Origin of the sequence: Actinacidiphila yanglinensis, assembly GCF_900107965.1 — a bacterium.
GTDB lineage: Bacteria > Actinomycetota > Actinomycetes > Streptomycetales > Streptomycetaceae > Actinacidiphila > Actinacidiphila yanglinensis.
Genome location: NZ_FNVU01000019.1, coordinates 126,890 through 151,557, shown reverse-complemented (window position 1 = coordinate 151,557; position 24,668 = coordinate 126,890). Strand labels below are relative to the sequence as shown.

The window sequence follows — 24,668 nt, the reverse complement described above, 5'->3', positions numbered from 1 at the left end:
GGAGGCGGGTACGGGAGTGGCTGCGGCCGCGGTCCGCGGGCGCGTGCCGGTGGGGCGGAGCGGGGTCAGCCCGCCAGGGTGCGCAGCAGCGCGGCGATCAGCTCGCGGTCCCGGTCGTGGGTGAGGCGGCGCCGGGCCTCGACCGGCCCGAGCCAGGCCAGCCGGTCGACCTCGTCGTTGGGGGAGAAGGGCGCGAGGGCGGCGGGCGCTTCGGCGGCCCAGTAGCGGACCTCCTTGGGGCGCCCGGAGGTCCAGTAGTACGACGCCGGCAGCGGGGTACCGAGCACGCACTCCACGCCGGTCTCCTCGCGGGTCTCGCGCACCGCGGCCGCCGCGGGCTCCTCGCCCCGCTTCAACTTGCCCTTGGGCAGGCTCCAGTCGTCGTACCGCGGCCGGTGGATGAGCGCGATCTCGATCCCGGCGCCGTACGTGGCGCGTCGCCACAGCACGGTGCCCGCCGCCCTGACCGTGGTGCTCATGCCTGCCACAACCGGGAGAAGGCGAACCGGGCGGCCTCCACCTCGTGCCGCTGGTCGGCGTGCAGCACTCCCAGCGCGTAGGCGGTGGCCGGCGCGATCCGGGGGGTACGGGCGGCCGCGGACACCGCCGCGGCGGACTCGGCCGCCTCGTGGTGCCGCTGGAGGACCAGCGCGGCCTCGGCCAGCCGCGGGTCGCCGTGGCCGCCGGCACCGGGCACCTCCGCGGCGTACCGGCTCAGCCGCAGCAGGATGCGCACCTGGTGCCAGGGCGCGTCCTGGAGGTCGGCGGTGAGGTCGGCGCCGAGCGACGCCTGCACCGCCTCGGCGTTGTACGGGTGTGCGGCCCGGCGCAGCGGCAGGGTGCCCGCGGCCTCGGCGAGCCGGGCGTGTGCCTGCGCGGCCAGTGGCGGCAGTACGGCGGTGGCGGGCCCGGCGGCCCGCGCGGTCAGCGGCACCTCGGAAGCGAGCACCGCGATGGAGTCGGCGAGCGCGTGGAAGCGGGCGGAGCCCATCGCCTGCAGCGTCGCCGAGTGCGCCCGGGTCCGGGCCAGGGTGAGCTGCCGCTCCAGCAGGGCGGCCGCCCGCGCCGCTCCGACCGCCAGCGCGCCGGCCGGGGCTCCGCCCCCGCCGCGAGTGGCGACCGCGGCGCCCGCCGCGGCCGGTCGCGAGGTGGCCGTCCGGCCGGGCCCGCCGGCCGCCGCTGCGAAGCCGCTCCCGGCCGTCCGGTCGGCGCCGCGCGCCGCAGCCGAGCCGGTGGCGTCGCCGCCGGCCGGGCCGGTCGGCGCGCCCGGCGCCGTACCCTTCATCGAATCCGGGCCCGGGCCGGGCTCGGGGATGCGCAGCGTGTCCCGGCCGGCGGCCTCGGCCGCTCCGCCCGCCGGGGACGGGAACGCCGCCGCGGGCGCCGGGTCCTCCGGCGGGGTGAGTTCCGAGAGGCGGCGCAGGGCGTCCAGCAGGCGGCCGAGCCGGACCGTGTACTGCGGCTCGCGGCCGAGGGTGGCGCCGAGCCAGCCCAGTTCGGCCCGCATCGGCTCGGCCCAGCCGGCGTCGGTGAGCTCGCCGTAGGTGTGCAGCACGCCGGCGATCCGCCGGGCGCTGCCGCGCAGCAGCGAGTCCGCCACCGTCTCGTCCTCGCCGCGCAGGCCGATGCCGCGCAGGAACGCGGTCGCCTGCGTGCGCAGGTAGTTCGACAGCGCCGCGCCGGCGCTCCCGCCGTCGGCCCCCGTGCTGGCGTCCACCGCAATGCTCCCCGTGTGATTACCGTCGCCCGGCAGACCGGGGATCTCCTGCGCGAGCAGGTCGCTATGTTGCTGCTGACGGGCCACGCCGGCGCCTCCGGGCGTCGATGAGCATTTCCTGGACGTTGCGCAGCGGATGGCCGTCGGAGTCGGTGCTGTGCCGGCTCCAGTCGCCGTCGGCCGCCAGGTGCCAGGACGACGTGGCGTCCGACATCCCGGTCTCCAGCAGGCCGTTGAGGGTGGCGCGGTGGCCCGGGTCGACGACCCGTACCAGCGCCTCGATCCGGCGGTCGAGGTTGCGGTGCATCATGTCGGCACTGCCCAGCCACACCTCGGGCTCGCCGCCGTTGCCGAAGATGAAGACCCGGGAGTGCTCGAGGAACCGGCCGAGCACGCTGCGCACCCGGATGTTCTCCGACAGGCCCTCCACACCGGGTCTGACCGCGCATATCCCGCGCACCCAGATGTCGACCGGCACGCCGGCCTGGGAGGCGCGGTAGAGCGCGTCGATCACCACCTCGTCGACGATCGAGTTGAGCTTCATCCGCACGTAGGCGGGACGCCCGGCGCGGTGGTGGCCGATCTCGGCGAGGATGCGCTGGATCAGCCCGTCGCGCAGGCTGCGGGGGGCGACCAGCAGCCGGTTGTAGGTCTCGCGGCGCGAGTAGCCGGACAGCCGGTTGAACAGGTGCGAGAGGTCAGCGCCGACCTTCGGGTCGGCGGTGAGCAGGCCCAGGTCCTCGTAGAGCCGGGCCGTCTTGGGGTGGTAGTTGCCGGTGCCGACGTGGCTGTAGCGGCGCAGGGTGTCGCCCTCCTGCCGCACCACCAGCGACAGCTTGCAGTGCGTCTTGAGGCCGACCAGGCCGTAGACGACGTGGCAGCCGGCCTCCTCCAACTTGCGGGCCCACTTGATGTTGGCCTGCTCGTCGAAGCGCGCCTTGATCTCGACCAGCACCAGCACCTGCTTGCCGGCCTCGGCCGCGTCGATCAGCGCGTCCACGATCGGCGAGTCGCCGGAGGTGCGGTAGAGGGTCTGCTTGATGGCCAGGACGTCGGGGTCGGCGGCGGCCTGGTCGAGGAAGGACTGCACGGAGGTGGAGAACGAGTCGTACGGGTGGTGCAGCAGGACGTCCCGCTCGCGCATCGCCGCGAAGATGTCCGGCGGCGAGGCGGACTCGACCTCGGCCAGGTCGCGGTGGGTGCCGGCGACGTAGGGCGGGAACTTCAGCTCCTCGCGGTCCAGCGCGGCGATGGCGAACAGCCCGGTGAGGTCGAGCGGTCCGGGCAGCGGGTAGACCTCGGTGTGCTTCATCTTCAGCTCGTGGACGAGCAGGTCGAGCACGCGGGGCGCGATCGACTCCTCGACCTCCAGCCGCACCGGCGGGCCGAAGCGGCGCCGCATCAGCTCCTTCTCCAGGGCCTGGAGCAGGTTCTCCGCGTCGTCCTCCTCGACTTCGAGGTCCTCGTTGCGGGTGACCCGGAACATGTGGTGGTCCAGCACCTCCATGCCCGGGAACAGCTCGTCGAGGTGGGCGGCGATCACGTCCTCCAGCGGGACGTACCGCTGCGGGCTCGCCTCCAGCAGCCGGGACAGGATCGGCGGCACCTTCACCCGGGCGAAGTGCTCGTGCCCGGAGACCGGGTTGCGGACCACCACCGCGAGGTTCAGTGACAGGCCGGAGATGTACGGGAAGGGGTGCGCCGGGTCGACCGCCAGCGGCGTCAGCACCGGGAAGATCTGCTTGCGGAAGAGGGTGGCCAGCCGGGCCTGCTCCTGGCCGGTGAGGTCGCCCCAGCGGATGACGTGGATGCCCTCGTCGGCCAGCTGCGGGCCGACGTCGTTCTGGAAGCAGGCGGCGTGCCGGGCCATGAGCTCGCGGGAACGGGTGAGGATCAGGTCCAGCACGTCGCGCGGCTGCAGGCCGGAGGCGGAGCGGGTGGCGACACCGGTGGCCATCCGGCGCTTCAGGCCGGCCACCCGGACCATGAAGAACTCGTCGAGGTTGCTCGCGAATATCGCCAGGAAGTTCGCCCGCTCCAGCAGCGGGGTGGAGGGGTCCTCGGCGAGTTCCAGGACCCGCTCGTTGAACGCCAGCCAGCTGCGCTCGCGGTCCAGGAAGCGGCCCTGCGGCAGTTCCTCGCCGAACTCCTCGCCGGCCTCCGCCAGGCCGGGCGGTTCGGGATCGAGGTCGGGCACGACGCGCGGCCGGAAGGTGCCGTCGGGGGAGCTGAAGGTGCCGTTCGCGGTGGGCCCGCCCGAGCTCGCCCCGGCCTGCGCCGCCTGGGAGACCTGCGCGGGTACATTCGGGTGATTTGTCTGGGCCATGGGTTTCGAGCCCTCCTCCGGTTCCGGCACATCCGCCCCAGGGGCGGCCCCCGTACGGCGGCCGACGGCCGCCGCTCCATTGTCCCGTGTACCTGTGGGTTTCGGCAGGTCGGGCGGGGGTGTGGGGGGGCGAAGCAGCGGGCTGCACCCCGCGATGTTCGCAAGCGCGGTTGAATGACCGGTAAAGAGAGCGTTGCCGTCAGGCAAGCGGGATGCTTCCAGCCGGGTGCCCCTGACTCCCCAGGGTGCCCCTTTCTGCCCGGTTGAGGGACCACCTGCCGGTGGTGGGTTGCCCGCGCGGTTCCCCGCGCCCCTGAGTACGTGCGGGTCCTCCCGGGGCACGCCGGAGGGGAGCCGTTGTTACGCAGGGGTGCGCTCAGCTCTCGGTGCGGTACATCAGGTCGGTCTCGTGGGTGGTGAAGCCGAGGCGTTCGTAGACGGTGACCGCGGGGACGTTGTCGGCGTCGACGTAGAGCATCGCCGTGGGCAGGCCGCGGTCGCGCGCGAGGTGGCGGAGGCCGATGGAGGTGAGGGCGCGGCCGAGCCCGCCGCCCTGCTCCCCGGGGGAGACGCCGACGACGTAGACCTCGCCGAGCCGCTCCGCCGCGTGCACCTTGGTCCAGTGGAAGCCGGCCGGGGTGGACCCGCGGAAGGCGAGGAAGAAGCCGGCCGGGTCGAACCAGGGCTCGGCCATGCGGTCGTCGAGGTCGCCGCGGGTGAGGCTGCCCTGCTCGGGGTGATGGGCGAAGGCAGCCGCGTTGAGCCCCAGCCAGGCGTCCTCGTCCTGGCCGGGCACGAAGGTGCGGACCGTGATCCCGTCGGGCAGCCGCGGCTCGGGGAGCCCGGTCGGCTCCGGGTCGAGCGGGCGGCGCATCTGCCGCAGCTCCCGGAAGAGCTTGAGGCCGAGCCGCTCGGACAGGTGCCGGGCCGGGGGGTGGCCGCCGTGTGCCCAGACCCGCAGCCGCTGGCCGGTGGCGTCGAGCAGGGCCCGGCCCAGCGCCTCCCCGTGGCCGCGCGAGCGGCGGCCCGGGTGCACCAGGAACTCCGCGGCCGGCGCCTCCACCGGGTCGGTGCCGTCGATCTGCCCGTAGCCGGTCAGCTCCTCGGCCGCGGAGCCGTCCGGTCCCGGCGTCCACAGCAGCAGGTGCCGTACGCCGGCCCGCCCGGACCTGCGGACGTGCAGCCTGCCCTGCTCCGAAACGGCTGCTTGCCCGTCCTCCTCGGCGGCCGTCCCGATCAGGTCGAGGACGGCCCGTGCGGCATCGGCGGGCAGGTCGGTCAGCGTTTCGATGCGGCGGTCGGTCATGCCCTGATCGTACGACCCGGCTCCCTGCCGTCCGGCGCCGCCACCGGCCGCCGTACCGGAATGATCGCGGCCGAGACGCAGGCGATCGCCGCGGCCAGCACGAAGCCCGGCCAGTAGGCGGTCGCCGAGATCAGCGCGGCCATCGCCGGGGGCACCACGGCGGCCGTCAGGTTCTGCCCGGTGTTGTGCACGCCCAGGGCGCGGCCGGACCAGGCCGGGCCGGCGCGCTCCGCGGTGGAGGTGAAGGACAGCCCGTTGGTGCTGGCCGAGATCGCGATCGCGACGACCAGCAGGACCGGCGTCAGCGGCGAGGGGAAGGCGGTGGCCAGCGCGGTCGCGCCGATCACCGCGGCGGTGACCGCGGCGAGCTGCCGCATCGGGCGCAGCCGCTCGCCGACCGCGTCCGACCAGCGTCCGACCAGGATGCGGGCGACCGCGCCCAGGCCCTGGGCGACGGCGATGAGCTGCCCGGCGTGCACCGACGACCAGCCGCGCACGTCCACCAGCAGGACCAGCGCGAACGCCCCCGCGGTGAACTGCGGGACCACCAGCAGCGCCGCGGACCCGTGGATCCGCCACAGCACGCGGGAGCCGCGGTACGGGTTCGGCGCGGGCTCCGCCGCCGCCTTCGCGGTCCGGGCCGGGTCGGCCGCGAACAGCGCGATCAGCACGGCGATCACCCCGCAGGCCGCCGCGAGGAAGCCGATCGCGCCGGGCAGGCCGTGCGCGTCCGACAGCGGCGGCATCGCCAGCGCGGCCACGCCCATGCCCAGCGGGGTCGACGTCTGCCGGATGCCCATCGCCAGGCCGCGCTCGTGGGCGGCGAACCATCCCATCACCAGCCGGCCGCTGGCGGAGTACACCGAGGCGCCGGCGGCGCCGGCCACGACCAGCAGCAACCCCAGGGCGAGCATGCCGTGCGCGAACCATGCGGCCAGCGCGAGGGCGCCCGCCGCCAGCCCCAGGCCGCAGGCGATCACCACCCGCTCGCCCCAGCGGTCGGCGGCCGCGCCCCACAGGTAGAGGGCGAGCACCAGTCCGGTGGTGGGCGCCGCGACGAGCAGGCCGACCTGGGTCAGCGACAGGTGCTCCTGCCTGCGCAGGGTGTCGGCGAGGTACGGGATGCCGTAGACGAACGCGCAGGCGGCCGTCTGGGCCGCGGTTCCCAGGGCCAGCATCAGCCAGCGGCGCATGGGTGCACCTCCTTGGTAGGTGGTGCACCCAACTATGTCGGCTCGCCGAGGAGTGAGACGGAAGATTTCGTATGGTGAGACGGATTGCTGGGATCGCCCAGGCCGGCGCCGATGGCCCGCCGCCTCGGTCGACCGCCGCCTCAGGCGGCCGGCGGCGGCGGTGCGGTGGGCGGCATGTCGGGGGGCGTCTCCGGCGGGGCCGTCGCCGCGCCCGGCAGCCGCAGCGCCGCCAGGGTGCCGCCGCCCGGGGCCGGGGAGAGCGAGACCTCGCCGCCGGCCTGCTGAGCGGTACGGGCCACGATCGCCAGCCCGAGCCCGCTGCCCGGCAGCGACCGCGCGGACGGCGAGCGCCAGAACCGCTCGAAGACGTGCGGCAGATCCTCCTCCGGGATGCCCGGTCCGTGGTCCCGCACGGTGAGCAGCCCCCCGCGCAGCCGGACCTCGATCTCGCCGCCGGGAGGGGAGAACTTCACCGCGTTGTCCATCAGGTTCACGATCGCCCGCTCCAGGCCCGCCGCCTCCGAGCGGACGTACCACGGCGCCACGTGGGCGCTGATCTCCAGGTCGGGGCCGCGCAGCCGGGCCCGGCGCAGCGCGGTCTCCGTCACCTCGTGCAGCGCCACCACCTGGAGCGCCGGGCCGGTGTCCGGCCGGGACAGCTCCTGGAGGTCCCCGATCAGCGCCGCGAGCTCGGTCATCTGCGCCTTCACCGACGCCAGCAGCGCCCGGCGGTCGTCCGGCGGGATCGCCCGCCCGGTCGCCTCGCTGCGCTCCAGCAGCTCGATGTTCGTCCGCAGGCTGGTCAGCGGCGTGCGCAGCTCGTGCCCCGCGTCCGCGATGAGCTGCTGCTGCCGGTCCCGGGAGGACGCCAGCGCGGCGGTCATCGAGTTGAACGACGCGGACAGCCGGGCGATCTCGTCCTGCCCCTCGACCGGAATGCGCACGTTCAGGTCCTCGGTGCGCGCGATGTGCTCGACGGTCTGGGTGAGGGTGTCCACCGGCCGCAGCCCGGCCTGCGCGATGAGCAGGCCCGCGCTGGCCGCGCCGATGGCGCCGATCCCGGTGACCGCGAGCAGGACCCAGGCGAGGGTGGTGAGCGGGTCGGTGACGACGCTCAGCGGGCGCGCGACGGACAGCGCGATCGGCTGGGTCTGCCCCCCGATGCTGATGGTGGCGTCAGGGTTCACCGTGTAGACCCGCAGCGTCGTGCCGTTGCTGTGTACGGTGTGCGTCACGGAGTGCTGCCGCGGATCGGTCGCGACCTCGCGGTCCGCCTGGGTCGTCGTGAACGTCTTGGTACCGGTGATCAGGCAGGTCCTGCCGTCGGGCAGGACGATCTGCGCGGACACGTTCGACGGGTTGATGTTGTACTGGCCGTTGTCCAGCGCTTGCGACTCGCAGGAGAAGCCCGGGAGCCGGCTGGCCCGCTGGAGCTGCTGCTTCGCGTCCGCCAGGCCCTGGCTGAGGGACTTGTCCAGCTGCGAGTTCAGTTCGTTCCGCGTGATCAGCCAGCACGCCAGCGCGGCCAGCGCCACCGCGACCAGCACCGCGGCCGCCGTGAGGATGGTGAGCCGGGAGCGCAGGGGAAGGCGGTTCACGCGCGCCCGCCGTCGGGGGCGCGCAGCACGTAGCCGACGCCGCGCACGGTGTGCACCACGCGCGGCATGCCGCCCGCCTCGGTCTTGCGCCGCAGGTACATCACGTACACGTCGAGCGAGTTGGAGGAGGGCTCGAAGTCGAAGCCCCACACGGACTTGAGGATCTGTTCCCGGGTGAGCACCTGGCGCGGGTGGGTCAGGAACAGCTCCAGCAGCGTGTACTCGGTGCGGGTCAGTTCCACCGGCCGGCCGGCCCGGGTGACCTCGCGGGTGGTGGTGTCCATCCGCAGGTCGGCGAAGGTCAGGGCGCGCGCCGCCTCGTCGTCGGCCTGGCCGTGCGCGGTCGCGTAGGAACTGCGGCGCAGCAGGGCGCGCAGCCGGGCGAGCAACTCGTCCAGCTCGAACGGTTTGACGAGGTAGTCGTCGGCGCCGGCGTCCAGGCCGGTGACCCGGTCGCCCACGGTGTCCCGCGCGGTCAGCATCAGGATCGGCGTGGTGACGCCGGTGGACCGCAGCCGCCGCGCCGTGGTCAGGCCGTCCATCCGCGGCATCAGCACGTCCAGCACGATCGCGTCCGGCCGGTAGCTCTCCGTCTGCTCCAGGGCGGCCAGGCCGTCGGCCGCGAGCGCGGTGTCGTACCCCTCGAACGCGAGGGTGCGCCGCAGCGCCTCCCGCACGGCCGGCTCGTCGTCCACGATCAGAACTCGTGCGGGCGCCTCGCCGCTGTCCCCGTTGCTCATGCGTTTCCTACCTCGCAGACCCTTCCGTGACGTGTCCAGCCTCGCACGTCCCCCCGGAAGGACGGCACGCCGTCGCCGTCCTTCCGTGAAGGGAGCCGCACTTCTTCTCCGGGGGCGGCCACCCCCTACTTCTGGTCCCCACCGGACTGCAGGTAGGACAGGTCGGACTTGACCGTGTTGATCGGGATGGCGAAGCCGAGGCCCACGCTGCCCGCGTCGGAGCTGGAGCTGCTGTCGGAGGAGCCGGAGTACATCGCCGAGTTGATGCCGACGATCTGCCCGCTCATGTTGATCAGCGCGCCGCCGGAGTTGCCCGGGTTGAGCGAGGCGTCGGTCTGGATCGCCTTGTACGTGGTGGTGGAGCTGCCGGTGCTCCCGTTGTACTGGTTGCCGCCGAAGGAGAACGGCCACTGGTCGCTGCCACCGCTGCCGCTGCCGCCACCGAGGCCGCCGCTGCCGCCGCCGAAGCCCTGCCCGCCCTGATCCTGGCTCTGCTGCTGCTCCTCCTCGACCGGCACGGTCACGTCGCGGTTGAGCGCGGAGACGATGCCGCTGGTCACGGTGTCGCTGAGGCCCTCGGGCGAGCCGATCGCGACGACCTGGTCGCCGACCGCGAGCCCGGAGGAGTCGCCGAGGACCGCCGCGGGCAGCCCGCTCGCGCCGTTCACCTTGATCAGCGCGAGGTCCTTCTTGGCGTCGGTGCCGACCACCGACGCGGACGCCTTCTTGCCGCTGCTGTAGGTGACGGAGACGCTCTGGGCGCCCGAGATCACGTGGTTGTTCGTGACGATCTGGCCGTTGGAGGTGATGATGATGCCGGCGCCGGTCGAGGTGCCGTCGCTCAGCGTCGCGGTGATCTCCACGACGCTGGGGTTGACCGCCTTGTACACGCCGGCCACGCTGCCGTCGACGGCCGAGGCGTTGACCGCGGCTGCCGCCGTCACGCTGTTGCTCGAGTGGTCGGTCGCGTGCCCGATCAGGGCGCCCGCGCCGCCGCCGATCACGCCCGCGGCCAGCGCCACCGCCGCGGCGAGGGCGAACGGACGGCTCATCCTGCGCCGCCGGTGCGGTGCGGGCGAGGCGCCCGCGGCCGCGTAACCGGCCTGGTAGGGGGGCGGCGGCGGGTAGCCGCCGCCGGTCGCCGTCTCGGGCGGGGCGGGGACCACCGAACCCTGGATCACCGTGTGCCCGGGCTCGCCGACCGCGTACGGGTCCTGGTGGGCGCCCGGGTACGGGTACGGCTGCGGGTCGGGCCGGAGCGGGGACTGCTGCTCGTGCGGAGACTGCCGCTCGTGCGGAGACTGGGGTTCGCCGCCGGGGGTTGCCTCCCAGGCGGAGTTCTGGGGGAGGTTGCTCTCGCTGGTCATGTCTATGACTGTGGGCTCGGTTCATGAGAGCTTCCTGAGTGCACGCTGAGAAGCCCGACAGAAGTGGGTATGCCCGAAATAAGGAAGATCGGTGCCGGCCGGGCGCGCGCTTTATCCGGCCCGAACGCCGTTACCCCGTACGGCGGTTCAGCCGCAGCCGCACGAAGCCCGGACGACCAGCCGGGACGGGAACTGCCGCACCCGCTCGCGGCGCGAACCGGGCACCCGCAGCGAGTCGTCGAGCACCGCGTCCACCGCGGCCCGCGCCATCGCCTGCCGGTCGGAGGCCACCGTGGTCAGCGGCGGGTCGGCGAGCGCGGCCTCCTTGACGTCGTCGAAGCCGGCCACCGCCAGTTTGCCGGGGACGTCGATCCGCAGCTCGCGGGCTGCCCGCAGCACGCCGATCGCCTGGTCGTCGGTCGCGCAGAAGATGGCCGGCGGCCGGTCCGGACCGGCGAGCAGGTCGAGCGCGACGGTGTAGGCGTCGTACCGGTTGTACGGGGCCTGGAACAGCCGGCCCTCGGTGGACTTTCCGGCCTCCTGCATGGCCCGCCGCCAGCCGACCACGTGGTCGGTGACGGGGTCGCCCACCTCGGGGGTGACCTCGGTGCCGCCGAGGCACGCGACGTAGTCGTAGCCGTGCTCCAGCAGGTGCCGGGTGGCGAGCTGGGCGCCGCCGATGTCGTCGGTGACCACCGCGATGTCGTCGATCGCCTCGGGCCGCTCGTGCAGCAGCACCACCCGGGCGTCCCAGGCGTCGATCTCTATGGCCGCGTTCTCGCTCGGGCCCTGGCTGATCAGGATGAGGCCCGACACCCGCATGCCGAGGAAGGCCCGCAGGTAGTGCACCTCGCGGTCGTCGAGGTAGTCGGAGTTCCCGACCAGCACCATCTTGCCGCGCTCGGACGCGGCCTGTTCGACGGCGTGTGCCATCTCCGCGAAGAACGGCTGGCGCGCGTCCGGCACGATCAGGCCGATCAGGTCCGTGCGGCGGCTGGCCATCGCCTGGGCCACACGGTCCGGGCGGTAGCCGAGCTGCTTGATGGCCGCGAGCACGCGCTCGCGGGTGGCCGGTGCGACCGGCCGGGGTCCGTTGTTGATGACGTAGCTGACGACCGCGGTCGAGGTCCCTGCCAGCCTGGCCACATCGTCACGCGTCACCTTGGGCACGACGCGCAGTCTACGCGTGTCCAACCTGCCGTCATATAAAAGTTCAGACGGTCTGCTCGGCTGACCTGCGGCCGTCCGCATACCGGTCGGTGGAGTGCTCCGAGGGATACCGGCCGCTGCCGGCGCGATCGGCCTCCGTGTCGGCGGGCTCGTCCGTGCCGGCCGGCTCGGTCCGCCCGCCCTTGGCGGCGCCCTCCGGCTTCTCCGGCTTCTCCGGGGTGACGAACCGGTAGCCGACGTTGCGCACGGTGCCGATCAGCGACTCGTGCTCCACGCCGAGCTTCGCCCGCAGCCGCCTGACGTGCACGTCCACGGTGCGGGTGCCGCCGAAGTAGTCGTACCCCCACACCTCCTGGAGGAGCTGGGCGCGGGTGAAGACCCGGCCGGGGTGCTGCGCGAGGTACTTCAGCAGCTCGAACTCCTTGAAGGTCAGGTCGAGCACCCGCCCCTTGAGCTTCGCGCTGTACGTGGCCTCGTCGACCGAGAGGTCGCCGTTGCGGATCTCCATCGGGCTGTCGTCGCCAGTGATCTGCTGCCGGCCCATGGCCAGCCGCAGCCGCGCCTCGACCTCGGCCGGGCCGGCCGTGTCGAGCAGCACGTCGTCGATGCCCCAGTCCGCGGTGACCGCGGCCAGGCCCCCCTCGGTGACCACCAGCATCAGCGGGCAGCCGGGGCCGGTGGAACGCAGCAGCTGGCACAGGCTGCGCACCTGCGGCAGGTCCCGCCGGCCGTCGATGAGGATCACGTCCGCACCGGGGGTGTCGACGAGGGCCGGGCCCTCGGCCGGTGCCACGCGCACGCTGTGCAGCAGGAGACCGAGGGCGGGCAGCACCTCGGTGGAGGGTTGGAGGGCGTTGGTCAGCAGCAGGAGAGAACTCACCGGGTGCTCCCGTAGGTCGTCGTCCGGCCGCGGTACACCTGCGGGGACGGGAGCGGCGAGGTCAGGACGCGTCTGCCGACCTGTCTCAAAACCGATCCCTCCTCGATCCCGTGCGAGGCGCTGCGCGTGCCGGAAAGCACGAAAGGACCCGGGGGCGACATTGCCCAGGTCCTCTTCCAGGGAACAATAGCCCACATGGAAAGCCCTGCCGAGACCACTGACAGCCATTCGCGTGTTTCGGTGATCACTTCGGGTGTTCGGCGCACGGTCCTGTTGACCTCCGACCAGGTGCCCGTGGAGGCCGAGCACGCTCCCGGGCCGTCCGGTTCCGGCCGACTCGCGATCGTCGTCGCGCACGGCTTCACCGGCGCCCTGGAGCGGCCCGCGCTGCGCCGCGCCGCGGGGCGGCTGGCGGCCTACGGCGGCGTGGTCACCTTCTCCTTCCGCGGCCACGGCGGTTCCGGTGGCCGCTCCACGGTCGGCGACCGCGAGGTGCTCGACCTGGAGGCCGCGGTGGGGTGGGCGCGGCGGCTGGGATACGAGAAGGTCGCCACGGTCGGCTTCTCGATGGGCGGGTCGGTGGTGCTGCGGCACGCCGCGCTGGTCGGCGTGGACGCCGTCGTCTCGGTCAGCTCGCCCGCCCGCTGGTACTACCGCGGCACCCCGCCGATGCGGCGGCTGCACTGGGTGGTGACCAGGCCCGTGGGGCGGCTGGTCTCCCGCTACGGGCTGCACACCCGCATCCACACCCGGGGCTGGGACCCGGTGCCGCTCTCCCCGGTGCAGGCGGTGCCGCTGATCCCGCCGACGCCGCTGCTGGTGGTGCACGGCGACCGCGACGCGTTCTTCCCCCTGGACCATCCGCGTTCGCTGGCCGAGGCGGCCGGGCCGGGCGGCGCCGAGCTGTGGATCGAGCCAGGCTTCGGCCACGCGGAGAACGCCGCGGAGCCGGAGTTGCTGGACCGGATCGGCGCGTGGCTGACCGCCCGCTTTCCCGCGAGCTGACGCGGACGGGCCATGATGGACCCGCACGACGTACTGACATGAGGACGGGAGCGATGGCAGCACCTGAGACGGCGGTGGCGCCCGCGGCGGGCACCATCCGCTACTGGGCCGCCGCGAAGGCCGCCGCGGGCACGGCGGAGGAGCCGTACCGCGCGGCCACCCTCGCCGACGCCCTGGCCGCGGCCCGCGAACGGCACGCACGCGAACCGGAGTTCGCCCGGGTGCTGCGGCGCTGCTCCTTCCTGGTCGACGGCACGCCCGTCGGCACCCGCGACCACTCCGCGGTCCCCCTGCCAGACGGCGGCACGGTGGAGGTCCTTCCGCCGTTCGCCGGAGGATGAGATGAACGATTTCCCCACGTCCGACGGGCCCTACGGCGGCCCCCACCCGGACCACCCGCACGGCGCCCCCGGCACTCCCGGTGCCCAGGGCGCCGACGGCTTCCCGGTCGAGGGCCACCCCGGTCCGGCGGCCGACGGCCACGGCTCGTCGTACGGCTACCCGCCGCCCGCGCCCGGCGGCTGGGGCGGCGCCCCGGCACCCGACCCCGCTCCCGGCGGCTACCCGCAGGAGGGCTACCGGCAGGCCGGAGCCGCCGACGGGTATGACGGGTACGCCGGGTACGCCCCGCAAGGCGGCCACGCCCAGGGCGGCTACGACCAGCACGGCTACCCGCAGCCCGGCCAGGACCAGGGCGGATTCCAGGGCGGGTACGACCACGGGGCATACGTCCAGGGCGGATACGCACAGGACGGCTTCGCGCAGCCGCAGCAGCCCGATCCCTCGGCCCACGCCGCGAGCGCCGATGCGTACGGCGGCACGCAGCAGGCGTACGGCCACGGCTCCGCCGACGGGACCACGTACGTCCCCGAGCCGCTCACCACGCACCTGCCCTCCGACGTCGATCCCGGCACCGGGTTCGGGGCGTCCGCGGGCGGCGGCACCTGGGGCGGGCAGGACCCCGCGCGGCAGCCGCACGGCGCCGCGCCGGCCACCGACTCCTGGGCGGCGGCGCCGGCTCCCGCCCCGGCCTGGGGCACCACGCCCGGCGGCGCGCCCGGATACGCACCGGGCCAGGACGCCGGCGTCGGCTCCGGCTACGGACGCCAGCCGTCGCCCGCACCCCGGCACGCCCCGGGACAGGTTCCCGGCGGCCACGCGCCCGGCCCCGCGTACTCCGGCCCCGAGCCGGAGACCGTGCTCGAGCGGACCGCCGCGCTTCCGGTGGTCGAGCTGGAGGAGGAAGCGGCCGGCGCGGCGCACCGGACCGGCTCGCCGATCATCCCGCCCGGCATCCAGCCCGCCGGGCTGACCGCGGCGCTCGGCCTGCTCCTCGCGGGCGGGGCGGCGGTCGGCCGACCCGGCCTGGCGGTGGTGCTGGTGCTGCTCCAGGCGGTGACCGCGGCCGGCTGGTTCCGGCTGAACGGCATGTGGCCCGCCCGGCAGGGCATCGTGCTGGCCTTCCTGTCCGGCGTCACCGCCGACATCGCGGTGCTCGCGGTCAGCGGTGGCCACGGCCCGGTCGCACTGCTCGGCACCCTGGGGGTGTGGCTGCTGCTCGTCCTGGTGCTCCAGCTGCGCCACCACGGCTCGGCCGACGAGCGCCTCGCGTCGCTCACCGCCACCTCCGCGTCGACGCTGCTCACCGTGGTGGCGACCGGCTACCTCGTCACGGCGACCTCGCACGCGGGGACCGACCCGGTCGTCGTCGGCACGATCGCGGTGGCCGCCGCGACGCTGGTACGGGCGGTGCGGCTGCCCGGAGGGGAGCCGGTCTCGCTGGTCGCCGCGCTCGTCGTCGCCGCCGTGACCGGGGCCCTCACCGGCCCGGCCACCGGCTTCGGCAGCGGCCACGCGGTGCTACTCGCCGCCGCCGCGGGGGCCTGCGCGCTGATCGGCCTGCGGGTGGCCAGCTACGACTGGCCGTCCCGGTTCGTGCACTTCACCGCCGGCGTCGCGCTGCCGCTGACGGCGGCGGCCCCGGTCGTCTATGCCCTGGGCGTCGCGCTGACCTGATCATCACCGTGAGATAAATGATCCGCCCGGCGGGAACCGTTCGGGCCCCGCCGTCCGTCAGGCGTTGCGGACGAGTCGAACGGTAGAACGGTCAACAGCCGGGGGAGAAACCTATGCGAGCGGCACGAATAACCCTGATCGTGGTGCTGGTGCTCGGCGCTCTCTTCGTCGGCCTCGACCGGCTCGGCGTGTACGTCGCGCAGAACAAGGCCGCCGACCAGGCCCAGACGTCGGAGGGTCTGACCGACAAGCCCAAGGTGTCGATCAAGGGCTTCCCGTTCCTCACCCAGGCCGTCTCCCGCAAGCTGGACCATGTCTCGATCAACGCGGACGGCGTCTCGGCGTCCAGCGGCGGCCAGACCGTCCAGGTCGAGGACTTCCACGCCGACCTGTACGACGTGAAGCTCTCCAACGGCTACAGCCAGGCCAAGGCCGCCCGCGCCACCGGCACCGCGAAGATCAGCTACGCGGAGCTGACGAAGGCCGCGCCCCAGGGGATCACCGTGTCCTACCCCGGCGGGGGCGCCAAGGACACCGTCCGCATCACCGGCTCCTACCTGGGCACTCACCTCAGCGTGCTCAGCAAGGTCACCGTCGCGGACCCCAAGGACGGCAGCCCCCGGAACACGATCCAGCTGCACGCCGACGGGCTGCCGAAGGCGTTCACCGCGCTCGGCCTGGAGGCCAAGCTCCGCAATCAGATCGACTTCACCCCCCAGCTCACCCACCTGCCCCAGGGCCTGGGCCTGACCGACGTGGTGACCGGCCCGGACGGCATCACCATCACCTTCGGCGGGACCGGCGTGGTTCTCGCGGGCTGAGACACCGCAGTCCACCGCGGTCGGTCCTCGACCGCTCCCGGTACCCCGCCCGCGGCGCTCGAACGCACGCGCGAGGGGTCACGAGGGGTGCCGCGCGGCCCCTCTCGAGCGTTGTCCCGGCATGCGGACAATACGGTCTCACTATTCGACACGCCGGTGACACTTCGCGCGGTATTTCCCTACGATCGGTACTCATGAAGCGACAGGCGGACCTCACAAAGCGGCGGGCAGTGGACCTGTGCCGCGTGGCCGCCATGCTCTGTCGACTTTCCTGAAGGGCGCCCGCCTGCTGTGCCGCAGTAGCCGCACAGCCGCCGCGCAGCCGGCCTGCCCGCCTCCCACCTGCCGCAAGGCACTCCCGACGCGCCTTCGCGCTTCGACGCAAGCAACCGCGCCACCGCGCATTCCGTACTGCCCCGGAGGAGAACAGCATGAGCCGCAGTGAAGTCCTGGTGGACGCCGACTGGGTCGAGGCCCACATCGACGACCCCACCGTGGTCATCGTGGAGGTGGACGAGGACACCTCCGCCTACGAGAAGAACCACATCAAGAACGCGGTCCGCATCGACTGGAAGACCGACCTCCAGGACCCGGTGCGCCGTGACTTCGTCGACCAGGCCGGGTTCGAGGCGCTGCTGTCGGCCAAGGGCATCGCCAACGACAACACCGTGGTGCTGTACGGCGGCAACAACAACTGGTTCGCGTCGTACGCCTACTGGTACTTCAAGCTCTACGGCCACGACGCGGTGAAGCTGCTCGACGGCGGCCGCAAGAAGTGGGAGCTGGACGCCCGCGAGCTGGTCGACGAGGTGCCGGTGCGCGCCACGACCTCGTACCACGCCAAGGCCCAGGACGCCTCGATCCGCGCCTTCCGCGACGACGTGGTGGCCGCGATCGGCGCGCAGAACCTGGTCGACGTGCGCTCGCCCGACGAGTTCTCCGGGAAGCTGCTCGCCCCGGCGCACCTGCCGCAGGAGCAGTCGCAGCGTCCCGGCCACGTGCCGAGCGCCCGCAACATCCCGTGGTCGAAGAACGCCAACGACGACGGCACCTTCAAGTCGGACGACGAGCTGAAGGAGCTCTACGCCGACGAGCAGGTCGACCTCGCCAAGGACACCATCGCGTACTGCCGGATCGGCGAGCGCTCCGCGCTCACCTGGTTCGTGCTGCACGAGCTGCTGGGCGTGCACAACGTCAAGAACTACGACGGTTCGTGGACCGAGTACGGGTCCCTCGTCGGCGTGCCGATCGAGCTCGGCACGAACTGAAACCGGGCACGACCAAGACGAGGCGAGGACTGATCCTTATGTGTGGAGCGAAGACCGGCGGCCCTGACCTGGCAGGAGTTGACGTGGCGAAAGAGACGATCATCCAGGGGTCGGTGACCCGCGACGGCGAGCCGGTCAGCGGTTACGTGCGGTTGCTGGACGGTGGCGGCGAGTTCACCGCCGAGGTGCCGACCTCGGCCACCGGCCAGTTCCGCTTCTTCGCGGCTCCCGGTACCTGGACGCTGCGTGCCCTCGTCCCGGGCGCCACGGTCGACCGCACGGTGGTGGCCCAGCAGGGCGCCGCCGCCGAGGTCGCCATCGCCGTCTGAGCCGGCACCGAGGACCCGGACGGGCCGCACCCCGCGCAAGGGGGTGCGGCCCGTCCGTGCTTCCCGCCGGGCTGCGGCGGCATCACCCTGTCGGGTGCCATTCCCGGTGGGCCGACCTACCCTTGAAGTGTGTACGCGCGTCGTCGTCACTGGTACTTCGCCATGATGGGCACTTGCGTAGTGTTCTTCGTCCTGGCGTGGTCTGTCGTGCGCCTGTGGTCGGTGCCGGCAGCGATCGGGATGTGCCTGTTCGCGATGGTCATCCCGCCGTTCGCGGCGATCGTGGCGAACCGGAAGGGCCCGGAGGACCGGTGGTGGGACGAGAAGGACCCGGGTTCGGGAGAGGCTGAACGCAAGGCCGAGGAGGCCGCACCGGAGCCGGACAAGCGGGCGAAGGGCAGCTGCGGCGATCCGCAGTCCGACGCCTGGTGGGCGGAACTCGACCAGGGCCACCGCAGGAACCGCCGCGACTGACCGACCTTCCGCGCCTCCTTGCTGCGTGCCGCCTTCTCCCTGCCGCTCAGCGCCGGCACCCAGGCGTCCGGACGGCCGGGCACGGACGGCCACGCGTCGCCACGGGCGGCAACCGGCCGCGTGCGACGGTCAGTAGACGAGCGCCTGCACACCGTCCTTGGTGATCTCACTGACGAACACCTGCGCGCCCGCGATCCGTACGCCATCGATGACGTCGTGCTCGGTGATGTCGCGGCGGGCCGCGCACTGCGTGCACAGGGTGACGCCGCCGCCGGCCAGCACCGCGTCGAGCAGCTCGGGCAGCGGTGCGGAGTGCGGGAGTTCGAACTCCGCGGCCCGCCCGGGCAGCGCGAACCACGCGGACTCACCGGTCAGCCACAAGGACACGTCCACGCCGCTGGCCACAGCGATCGCGGCGACGGTGAACGCCTGCGAGCACCGCTCCGGCGCGTCCGCCCCCGCCGTCACCTTGATCACGAGTTTATTCGTCATACGAACACCCTAAGCGGTGATATAAAGCAGGTCCGCGCGGATCGATCGCGTGTACACAGGTTGTGCCCGGGGGGGCTGGAAGTGGGAGACGTGGACGGCGGACGCCGTCGTGGGGGACTTGCCGTCGCCGTGACCGGACTGGTCGCGCTGGCGGCGCTGGCAGCCGGCGCGGTGATCGCGTTCGGCTCGCCCTCGGGTGGCGCGGACGCCGCCGCGACGCCGTCGGCCACGGCGCCGGCCCCGCGTTCGGACGCGCCGACCGCAACCGCCGAACCGTCCGGGCCGGGGTCCGCCGCGTCCCCGTCCCCGGCGGCCGGGAAGGCCGCCGGCCGGGTCGCGCACGGTGTGCACACCGGCGATCTGCGGTACTTCCTGATCCCTCCGCCCGAGCAGGCCGACGTCTACGGCGACCCGGCCGGCAGCGCGGACACCGCCGCCGACGTGGCCGCGGGTTCCGCCGACGAGAGCCAGGCCCAACGGGCCCTGACCACGTACGGCTTCCGATCGGCGGCCTCGCGTACCTACCTGACGGCCGACGGCGTGTCCGAGGTGACCGTCGAACTGGTCCGCCTGCACGGGCCGAGCCAGGCGGCCGCGTACTACTCCGCCTCCTCCTACCAGGCCACCACCCTTCCGCTGCAGGGGAGTTACCCGGCCCGCGGCTACGACCTGTCGTCGGGCTCCGCGGAGTCCTCGGACACGCTGCTGGCGATCTCCTACCAGGGCGACGTGCAGATCACGGTCTCCGTGACCGGCGGGCGGACGCCCTCCCACACGCTGCTGCAACACCTGCTCGACGCGCAGTACCAGAGGCTGAAGACGGGTCACTGACCCGCGCTCGCCGACCCGTTCACCTTCCTTGGAGTGAGTGACCCCTTGTCCGAAGACACCCCTGCCCGGAGACCGGACCCGGTTCCGGAACCGGATGACGTTCAGGAACCGGATGCCGTTCCGGTACCTGAACCCGAGCCGGAACGGGAGACCGAGCCGGAGTTGGCAGCCGAGCCCGAACCGCAACCCGCACCGGCAGCGGACGCCGTACCCGAACCCGCGCCGTACCGGCCGCGGCGCCGGGGCAGGACCACGCTGCTGATCGCCGCCGCCGCGGTGCTCGGCGTGCTCGCCGGCGGCGGCCTCGGCTACCACATCCAGCAGCAGCGCAGGCCGACGCCGCTGCCGCCGCTCACCGGACCGGTGCTGGCCCAGCCGAAGGGAGCCGGCCCGGCGGCACCGAAGCTGACGGCCGATCAGGACGGCGGGGTGGTCTTCCGGAGCGACCTGCTCAAGCTGCTCGTCCCGACGCCCAAGGGCGACAAGGAGGAGGAGCGGGACTGGAACTCGCTGCTGGACTACGCCGAGGAGTACACCCAGCCCGCCGGGATCTTCACCGACCTGGCCGGCGACTCCTTCCAGCGCAGCGTCGAAGCGGCCTGGACGGACAAGCACCACACCTACTACCAGGTCGCCCTGACCCAGTTCCGCGACGACACCTACGCCAACGCGAAGCAGTTCTTCGAGGACGAGCGGAACGCCGACAACGACGTGCAGGGGATCGGCCACCGGCACGACCTCACCGACGTGACGCACGGCACGGTCTGGGGTTCGACCCGACCGCACACGGAGGCGGGCTACCTGCCCGATTACCAGGGCCGCGGTATCGCGCAGGTCGGCAACATCTACGTCGAGGTCTACGTGGACTCCCTGCACCCGGTGAAGGCCGGGACGGCCCAGGCGATCCTCGAGAAGCAACTGGAGCGGCTGTGACCGACGAGACCCCCCGGCCGGCCGCGTCGGGCCCGCCCGCCGAGCCGGACGTCGCGCCGCCGCTCCCGCCCGCCCCGCCCGCCCCGCCGGCCCTCCCGGTCGACGCGCACGGCGCGGGCACGGAGCACCCTGCGTACCCCGCCTACCCGGGCTTCCCGGGCTTCCCGGCGGAGCCGGCCCCGCCGGTTGCCCCGCGGTCCCGGCGCGGCCTCGCGCTCGGCCTGGCCGCCGCGCTGGTCGCCGTCGTCGCCGGCGGCGGCGTCGGCTACGCGGTGCTGCACGACAAGGACGGCGGGACGGACGCGAAGCCCGCTGCCGCCCCGTGGACCTCGCCGACGCCGACCGCCACCAAGGCGTTCGGCGCGAAGTCCGGCGGCAGTCACTACGGCAGCCTGCGGCTGATGCTGCTGCCGATCCCCACCGGGTACTCACCCGGCCCCGACGTGGACCAGTACGGCAACGACGTCACGCTGGACGCCGAGCAGGCGCGGGCGCTGGTGCTGGGCGACGAGAAGGGCATGTCCGCCAAGGAGCGCAAGACGGTGGGCGCGGCCGTGGACGACCTCCACATCGAGGGCGCGGGCATGCGCACGTACACCGAGGCTGCCGGGGAGCTCGTGGTCCAGATCCGGATCGTGCAGATGAAGAACAAGGAGGCGGCGCGGGCCCAGACCGACTACTTCAGCGCCTTCACCAAGGCGATGGGCGTCTTCCGCACCGGTCCGAAGGTCAAGGGCTACCCGAAGGCCACCTGCGTGCTGCCGCCCGCCGAGCCGGGCGACAAGCTCGACACGATGACCTGCCAGGCCACCGAGGGCGACCTGATGGTGACGATGACGGTCGAAGGCACCCGGCCTCTGGACAAGACCACGGCGGCGGGGCTGCTGAGCAGGCAGCTCGACCGGATCAAGGACCCCGGAGAGGCAGTCTGATGACCGACACGACACCCCAGGCGCCCGCAGATCCGGTTCCACCCGTGGATCCCGTCCGGCCCGCCCCCGCGGCGCCTCCCGCCCCGCCCCTTCCCGCCGCCCCGCTCGCGGAGCCGGCGGACTGGCACGTGCCGGGACCCGAGGCGTACCCCGGCGGTATTCCGGTGGCGCAGCTGGACGCGCCGCCACCGCCCCGGCCGGCCCGGCGCAGGCTGCGCGCCGCCGCCCGCTGGACCGCCGCCGTGCTGGTGTTCGCCGTGCTCGGCGGCGCGGCGACGTACGCCGTGACACGGCCGGAGCGGACGAGGATCCCCGGGCTGAAGACCCCCGCTGACGGCCGGTGGGCGTACCCGCCGCTCGCGCTGCCCAAGCTGCCCGCGGGCGAGCCGCGCCCGCTGGCCACGGCCAACACGGCCGGCGTGCACTACGCCGACCTGCGGTCGCTGCTGCTCCCGCTGCCGGAGCAGGCGGTGTCGGACCACTCGTTCCCCGGCCCGACGGGATGGCTGCCGTACGCGACCTACCTGAAGCGGTACGACTTCGGCCTCCCCGACCTCGCGAAGAACGCCGGCCTGGCCGGCCGGGACGACGGGCTGCGGCACATCGCCGCCCGTGCCTGGACCATGCCCGACGGCACCAGGACCGAGGTCTACCTGGCCCAGTTCCTCACCGCGCCCTACCGCGCCGCCTTCTTCGACGACATGTCGAGCGCCGCGATCAGCGGCGCCCTCGACGTCGTCAGCGACCCCACGGTGGAGTCCACGGTGATCCCGGCGGACATCAACGCGCTGGCCATGAAGGAGACGAAGCCCTACGGGGCCACCGCCGCCCGGTACGCGTACCTCTCCTCGGGCGACACCCTGGCCCTGGTGGTGCAGACCCGGAAGGGCTCGGTGGCCGAGGTGCCGTTCGACCAGACGGTGCGGCTGCAGGCCCAGCTGCTGGGCTGAGCCGCACGGCGGACGGCCTGGTCGCGACCGCGGCGGGGCCGCGCACTAGACTTCGGTACGGCCCGTGCCGTACCCGTGCGCGGTCCCGCACCGTCTGCCGCCCGAGGAGCCCGTCCGTGGAAATCCAGTACTACTTCGACGCCCTGCTCGTCCTGGTCTGCCTGGGCGTCGCGGCGTTCGCGCTCTACGCGGTCAAGAAGCTGTACCAGGGTCAGCGCTGACATGATCGAGATCCCCTCCGACCTGCACCCCGACCTGGTGCCCCTGGCGTTCCTGCTCGGTCGCTGGACGGGCGCGGGCGTGCACGACTTCCCGGGCGCCGAGAAGTGCAACTTCGGCCAGGAGGTCTCCTTCACCCACGACGGCCGGCCGTTCCTGGAGTACACCTCGCACACCTGGGTGCTGGACGAGGAAGGCCGCAAGGTCCGGCCGCTGGAGTCGGAGACCGGCTACTGGCGGATCGACGCCGAGCGCAAGGTCGACGTGACCACCACCCGCGACGAGGGCGTGGTGGAGATCTGGACCGGCGAGCTGGCCGAGGGCAAGCCGCAGATCGACCTGGTCACGGACGCGGTGGCGCGGCTGCCGGTCGCCCCCGAGTACAGCGGCGGCAAGCGGCTGTACGGGTACGTCAACAGCGACCTGATGTGGGTCGGCGAGAAGGCCACCCCCGAGGTGCCGCTGCGCGCGTACATGTCCGCGCACCTGAAGAAGGTGGTGGACCCCAAGGAGTGGGCCGCCGATCTGAAGGACCTCCCGGACGACGGGATCGCCTTCTTCAAGTAGGCGTCCCTACACTGGGCGAGTGGCGAGCACCGACTGGAAGAGCGATCTGCGGCAGCGCGGGTACCGGCTGACACCGCAGCGCGAGCTGGTCCTGGAAGCCGTCGACACCCTCGACCACGCGACGCCCGAGGGCATCCTGTGCGAGGTGCGCAAGACCGCCTCCGGGATCAACATCTCCACGGTCTACCGGACCCTGGAGCTGCTGGAGGAACTCGGCCTGGTCAACCACGCCCACCTCGGGCACGGCGCGCCCAGTTACCACCTCGCCGACCGCTACGACCACATGCACCTGGTCTGCCGCGACTGCGAGCGGGTCACCGAGGCCGACGTCGCCCTGGCCGGCCCGCTCAAGGACGAGCTGCGGGCGAAGTTCGGCTTCGAGACGGACATGAAGCACTTCGCGATCTTCGGTCGCTGCCGGGAGTGCACCCGCAAGGACGCCTCCGACGGGTAGGGCCCGTCGTGGGGCCGTCGCCCGCAAGGACGCGTCCGACGGCCGGCGCCGTACGCTTGCTGACATGAACAAGAGCCCTTTGCTGTCGCTGCCCGGCGCCGTCCCCGCAGAAGGCCCTGACGAAGGCGTCGCCGCCCATTACGGCGACCTGTTCCGCGAGCAGCGCGCGCTCGCGGACGGATCCGGTTTCGTGGACCTGTCGCACCGCGGAGTCGTGACCGTCAGCGGGGCGGACCGGCTGTCCTGGCTGCACCTGCTGCTCACCCAGCACGTCGAGCAGCTCCCGCCGCGCCAGGCCACCGAGGCGCTGATCCTCTCCGCGCACGGCCACATCGAGCACGCCCTGTACCTGGTCGACGACGGCTCCAGCACGTGGATACACGTCGAGCCGGGCACCCAGGACGCGCTGCTGGCCTACCTGGAGAGCATGAAGTTCTTCTACCGGGTGGAGGCCGCCGACGCGACCGACCAGTACGCGGTCGTGCACCTGCCCGCCGGGTCGATCACCCAGGTCCCCGTCGAGTGGGCGGTGCGCGAGACCTCCTACGGCCGCGACGTGTTCGTGCCGCGCGACCAGCTGGAGGGCTTCACAGCCGGCGCCGGGCCCGCGGCGGGCGTGCTCGCCCACGAGGCACTGCGGATCGAGGCGCACCGGCCGCGGCTCGGCCTGGAGACCGACCACCGGACGATCCCGCACGAGCTGGGCTGGCTGGAGAGCGCGGTGCACCTGCACAAGGGGTGCTACCGCGGCCAGGAGACGGTGGCCCGCGTGCACAACCTCGGACGGCCGCCGCGCCGCCTCGTCTTCCTCCACCTCGACGGCAGCGAGGTGCGGCTGCCGGCCCACGGCGCCCCCGTCCGCGTCGCCGCGGAGGGCGGCGACAGTGCCGAGGGCCGCGCGGTCGGGTTCATCACCTCGTCGGCCCGCCACTGGGAACTCGGCCCCATCGCCCTCGCCCTGGTGAAGCGGAACACCCCGGAGAACGCGACGCTGATCGCCGACGAGTCGACGGCGGCGGCACAGGAGACCGTGGTCGCGCCGTAGCCGTAGCCGTAGCCGTAGCCCGCGCGGGCGTGGGC

At 73.2% G+C, this 24,668-nt stretch carries 25 protein-coding genes; 14 read left to right on the top strand and 11 right to left on the bottom strand.

The annotated features are described in order from the left end of the window. Nucleotides 1-65: 65 nt before the first annotated feature. The 10 genes from C4U44_RS32095 to C4U44_RS32050 all read right to left on the bottom strand — a co-directional run bounded on the left by C4U44_RS32095 (nucleotide 66) and on the right by C4U44_RS32050 (nucleotide 12,297). Complete coding sequence (locus tag C4U44_RS32095) at nucleotides 66-479, bottom strand: NUDIX hydrolase (protein WP_103889581.1); 414 nt, start codon at nucleotides 477-479, stop codon at nucleotides 66-68. Continuing rightward, nucleotides 476-1,717, bottom strand: coding sequence for a CHAD domain-containing protein (locus C4U44_RS32090; protein ID WP_235032498.1), 1,242 nt, complete (start codon nucleotides 1,715-1,717; stop codon nucleotides 476-478). The genes C4U44_RS32095 and C4U44_RS32090 overlap by 4 nt, the downstream gene beginning before the upstream one ends. A gap of 64 nt (nucleotides 1,718-1,781) precedes the next feature. Further along, nucleotides 1,782-4,043 (bottom strand): RNA degradosome polyphosphate kinase, encoded by a 2,262-nt coding sequence (locus C4U44_RS32085; RefSeq protein WP_103889580.1) that lies wholly within the window; start codon nucleotides 4,041-4,043, stop codon nucleotides 1,782-1,784. Nucleotides 4,044-4,419: 376 nt separating this feature from the next. Then, entirely contained in the window at nucleotides 4,420-5,349 is a 930-nt protein-coding gene (gene mshD, locus C4U44_RS32080) for a mycothiol synthase (protein ID WP_103889579.1), read from the bottom strand. Continuing rightward, nucleotides 5,346-6,542 carry an MFS transporter gene (locus tag C4U44_RS32075; protein WP_103889578.1) on the bottom strand — a complete coding sequence of 399 codons (1,197 nt, stop codon included), beginning with the start codon at nucleotides 6,540-6,542 and terminating at the stop codon, nucleotides 5,346-5,348. The genes mshD and C4U44_RS32075 overlap by 4 nt, the downstream gene beginning before the upstream one ends. 140 nt (nucleotides 6,543-6,682) lie before the next feature. Then, nucleotides 6,683-8,140 carry a sensor histidine kinase gene (locus tag C4U44_RS32070; protein ID WP_103889577.1) on the bottom strand — a complete coding sequence of 486 codons (1,458 nt, stop codon included), beginning with the start codon at nucleotides 8,138-8,140 and terminating at the stop codon, nucleotides 6,683-6,685. Continuing rightward, on the bottom strand, nucleotides 8,137-8,880 hold the full coding sequence (locus C4U44_RS32065) for a response regulator transcription factor (protein ID WP_103889576.1): 744 nt from the start codon (nucleotides 8,878-8,880) through the stop codon (nucleotides 8,137-8,139). The genes C4U44_RS32070 and C4U44_RS32065 overlap by 4 nt, the downstream gene beginning before the upstream one ends. Nucleotides 8,881-9,005: 125 nt before the next feature. Next, nucleotides 9,006-10,247, bottom strand: coding sequence for a S1C family serine protease (locus C4U44_RS32060; RefSeq protein ID WP_103889575.1), 1,242 nt, complete (start codon nucleotides 10,245-10,247; stop codon nucleotides 9,006-9,008). A 147-nt stretch (nucleotides 10,248-10,394) separates the two neighbouring features. Then, nucleotides 10,395-11,417 (bottom strand): LacI family DNA-binding transcriptional regulator, encoded by a 1,023-nt coding sequence (locus C4U44_RS32055; protein WP_103889574.1) that lies wholly within the window; start codon nucleotides 11,415-11,417, stop codon nucleotides 10,395-10,397. A gap of 43 nt (nucleotides 11,418-11,460) precedes the next feature. Continuing rightward, nucleotides 11,461-12,297, bottom strand: a complete 837-nt coding sequence (locus C4U44_RS32050) for a response regulator transcription factor (RefSeq protein WP_103889573.1) — start codon at nucleotides 12,295-12,297, stop codon at nucleotides 11,461-11,463. Nucleotides 12,298-12,492: 195 nt separating this feature from the next. On the opposite strand from C4U44_RS32050, the gene C4U44_RS32045 reads away from it, so the two are divergent. The 7 genes from C4U44_RS32045 (at nucleotide 12,493) to C4U44_RS32015 (ending at nucleotide 18,210) form a co-directional block, all read left to right on the top strand. Beyond that, the gene (locus tag C4U44_RS32045) at nucleotides 12,493-13,302 is read left to right on the top strand and encodes an alpha/beta hydrolase family protein (RefSeq protein WP_103889572.1); all 810 of its coding nucleotides are present in this window, start codon (nucleotides 12,493-12,495) and stop codon (nucleotides 13,300-13,302) included. A 53-nt stretch (nucleotides 13,303-13,355) separates the two neighbouring features. After that, nucleotides 13,356-13,643: a MoaD/ThiS family protein gene (locus C4U44_RS32040; RefSeq protein WP_103889571.1), complete on the top strand. Its 288-nt coding sequence runs from the start codon at nucleotides 13,356-13,358 to the stop codon at nucleotides 13,641-13,643. A gap of 1 nt (nucleotide 13,644) precedes the next feature. Next, nucleotides 13,645-15,318, top strand: coding sequence for a hypothetical protein (locus tag C4U44_RS32035; RefSeq protein WP_103889570.1), 1,674 nt, complete (start codon nucleotides 13,645-13,647; stop codon nucleotides 15,316-15,318). A 113-nt stretch (nucleotides 15,319-15,431) separates the two neighbouring features. After that, complete coding sequence (locus tag C4U44_RS32030) at nucleotides 15,432-16,139, top strand: LmeA family phospholipid-binding protein (RefSeq protein WP_103889569.1); 708 nt, start codon at nucleotides 15,432-15,434, stop codon at nucleotides 16,137-16,139. Between the two features lie 431 nt (nucleotides 16,140-16,570). Continuing rightward, complete coding sequence (locus tag C4U44_RS32025) at nucleotides 16,571-17,407, top strand: sulfurtransferase (RefSeq protein WP_103889568.1); 837 nt, start codon at nucleotides 16,571-16,573, stop codon at nucleotides 17,405-17,407. A 38-nt stretch (nucleotides 17,408-17,445) separates the two neighbouring features. Next, nucleotides 17,446-17,736, top strand: coding sequence for a DUF1416 domain-containing protein (locus tag C4U44_RS32020; RefSeq protein ID WP_103889567.1), 291 nt, complete (start codon nucleotides 17,446-17,448; stop codon nucleotides 17,734-17,736). A gap of 129 nt (nucleotides 17,737-17,865) precedes the next feature. Beyond that, a complete protein-coding gene (locus C4U44_RS32015) occupies nucleotides 17,866-18,210 on the top strand; it encodes a DUF3099 domain-containing protein (RefSeq protein ID WP_103889566.1) in 345 nt (114 codons plus the stop codon). Nucleotides 18,211-18,339: 129 nt separating this feature from the next. Here C4U44_RS32015 and C4U44_RS32010 read toward each other — a convergent pair whose 3' ends face one another. After that, nucleotides 18,340-18,702, bottom strand: coding sequence for a DsrE family protein (locus C4U44_RS32010; protein ID WP_103889565.1), 363 nt, complete (start codon nucleotides 18,700-18,702; stop codon nucleotides 18,340-18,342). 129 nt (nucleotides 18,703-18,831) lie between these two features. Between C4U44_RS32010 and C4U44_RS32005 the strand changes: the two genes are divergently transcribed. The 7 genes from C4U44_RS32005 (at nucleotide 18,832) to ygfZ (ending at nucleotide 24,633) form a co-directional block, all read left to right on the top strand. Further along, nucleotides 18,832-19,533: a hypothetical protein gene (locus tag C4U44_RS32005; protein WP_103889564.1), complete on the top strand. Its 702-nt coding sequence runs from the start codon at nucleotides 18,832-18,834 to the stop codon at nucleotides 19,531-19,533. Nucleotides 19,534-19,695: 162 nt separating this feature from the next. Further along, a complete protein-coding gene (locus C4U44_RS32000; RefSeq protein WP_103889563.1) occupies nucleotides 19,696-20,466 on the top strand; it encodes a hypothetical protein in 771 nt (256 codons plus the stop codon). Continuing rightward, nucleotides 20,463-21,398, top strand: coding sequence for a hypothetical protein (locus tag C4U44_RS31995; RefSeq protein ID WP_103889562.1), 936 nt, complete (start codon nucleotides 20,463-20,465; stop codon nucleotides 21,396-21,398). The genes C4U44_RS32000 and C4U44_RS31995 overlap by 4 nt, the downstream gene beginning before the upstream one ends. 44 nt (nucleotides 21,399-21,442) lie before the next feature. Continuing rightward, nucleotides 21,443-22,348, top strand: a complete 906-nt coding sequence (locus tag C4U44_RS31990; protein ID WP_235032497.1) for a hypothetical protein — start codon at nucleotides 21,443-21,445, stop codon at nucleotides 22,346-22,348. 222 nt (nucleotides 22,349-22,570) lie between these two features. Next, nucleotides 22,571-23,134 (top strand): FABP family protein, encoded by a 564-nt coding sequence (locus C4U44_RS31985; RefSeq protein WP_103889560.1) that lies wholly within the window; start codon nucleotides 22,571-22,573, stop codon nucleotides 23,132-23,134. 19 nt (nucleotides 23,135-23,153) lie between these two features. After that, entirely contained in the window at nucleotides 23,154-23,588 is a 435-nt protein-coding gene (locus C4U44_RS31980) for a Fur family transcriptional regulator (protein ID WP_103889559.1), read from the top strand. 64 nt (nucleotides 23,589-23,652) lie between these two features. Then, nucleotides 23,653-24,633, top strand: coding sequence for a CAF17-like 4Fe-4S cluster assembly/insertion protein YgfZ (ygfZ, locus tag C4U44_RS31975; protein ID WP_103889558.1), 981 nt, complete (start codon nucleotides 23,653-23,655; stop codon nucleotides 24,631-24,633). The last annotated feature ends 35 nt before the right edge of the window (nucleotides 24,634-24,668 follow it).

Excerpts from the sequence above, each read along its gene's own strand:
- C4U44_RS32095 (WP_103889581.1), bottom strand. The coding sequence starts at position 479 with ATGAGCACCACGGTCAGGGCGGCGGGCACCGTGCTGTGGCGACGCGCC.
- C4U44_RS32085 (WP_103889580.1), bottom strand. The coding sequence starts at position 4,043 with ATGGCCCAGACAAATCACCCGAATGTACCCGCGCAGGTCTCCCAGGCG.
- mshD (WP_103889579.1), bottom strand. The coding sequence starts at position 5,349 with ATGACCGACCGCCGCATCGAAACGCTGACCGACCTGCCCGCCGATGCC.
- C4U44_RS32075 (WP_103889578.1), bottom strand. The coding sequence starts at position 6,542 with ATGCGCCGCTGGCTGATGCTGGCCCTGGGAACCGCGGCCCAGACGGCC.
- C4U44_RS32065 (WP_103889576.1), bottom strand. The coding sequence starts at position 8,880 with ATGAGCAACGGGGACAGCGGCGAGGCGCCCGCACGAGTTCTGATCGTG.
- C4U44_RS32060 (WP_103889575.1), bottom strand. The coding sequence starts at position 10,247 with ATGACCAGCGAGAGCAACCTCCCCCAGAACTCCGCCTGGGAGGCAACC.
- C4U44_RS32045 (WP_103889572.1), top strand. The coding sequence starts at position 12,493 with ATGGAAAGCCCTGCCGAGACCACTGACAGCCATTCGCGTGTTTCGGTG.
- C4U44_RS32040 (WP_103889571.1), top strand. The coding sequence starts at position 13,356 with ATGGCAGCACCTGAGACGGCGGTGGCGCCCGCGGCGGGCACCATCCGC.
- C4U44_RS32035 (WP_103889570.1), top strand. The coding sequence starts at position 13,645 with ATGAACGATTTCCCCACGTCCGACGGGCCCTACGGCGGCCCCCACCCG.
- C4U44_RS32030 (WP_103889569.1), top strand. The coding sequence starts at position 15,432 with ATGCGAGCGGCACGAATAACCCTGATCGTGGTGCTGGTGCTCGGCGCT.
- C4U44_RS32025 (WP_103889568.1), top strand. The coding sequence starts at position 16,571 with ATGAGCCGCAGTGAAGTCCTGGTGGACGCCGACTGGGTCGAGGCCCAC.
- C4U44_RS32020 (WP_103889567.1), top strand. The coding sequence starts at position 17,446 with ATGTGTGGAGCGAAGACCGGCGGCCCTGACCTGGCAGGAGTTGACGTG.
- C4U44_RS32010 (WP_103889565.1), bottom strand. The coding sequence starts at position 18,702 with ATGACGAATAAACTCGTGATCAAGGTGACGGCGGGGGCGGACGCGCCG.
- C4U44_RS31985 (WP_103889560.1), top strand. The coding sequence starts at position 22,571 with ATGATCGAGATCCCCTCCGACCTGCACCCCGACCTGGTGCCCCTGGCG.
- ygfZ (WP_103889558.1), top strand. The coding sequence starts at position 23,653 with ATGAACAAGAGCCCTTTGCTGTCGCTGCCCGGCGCCGTCCCCGCAGAA.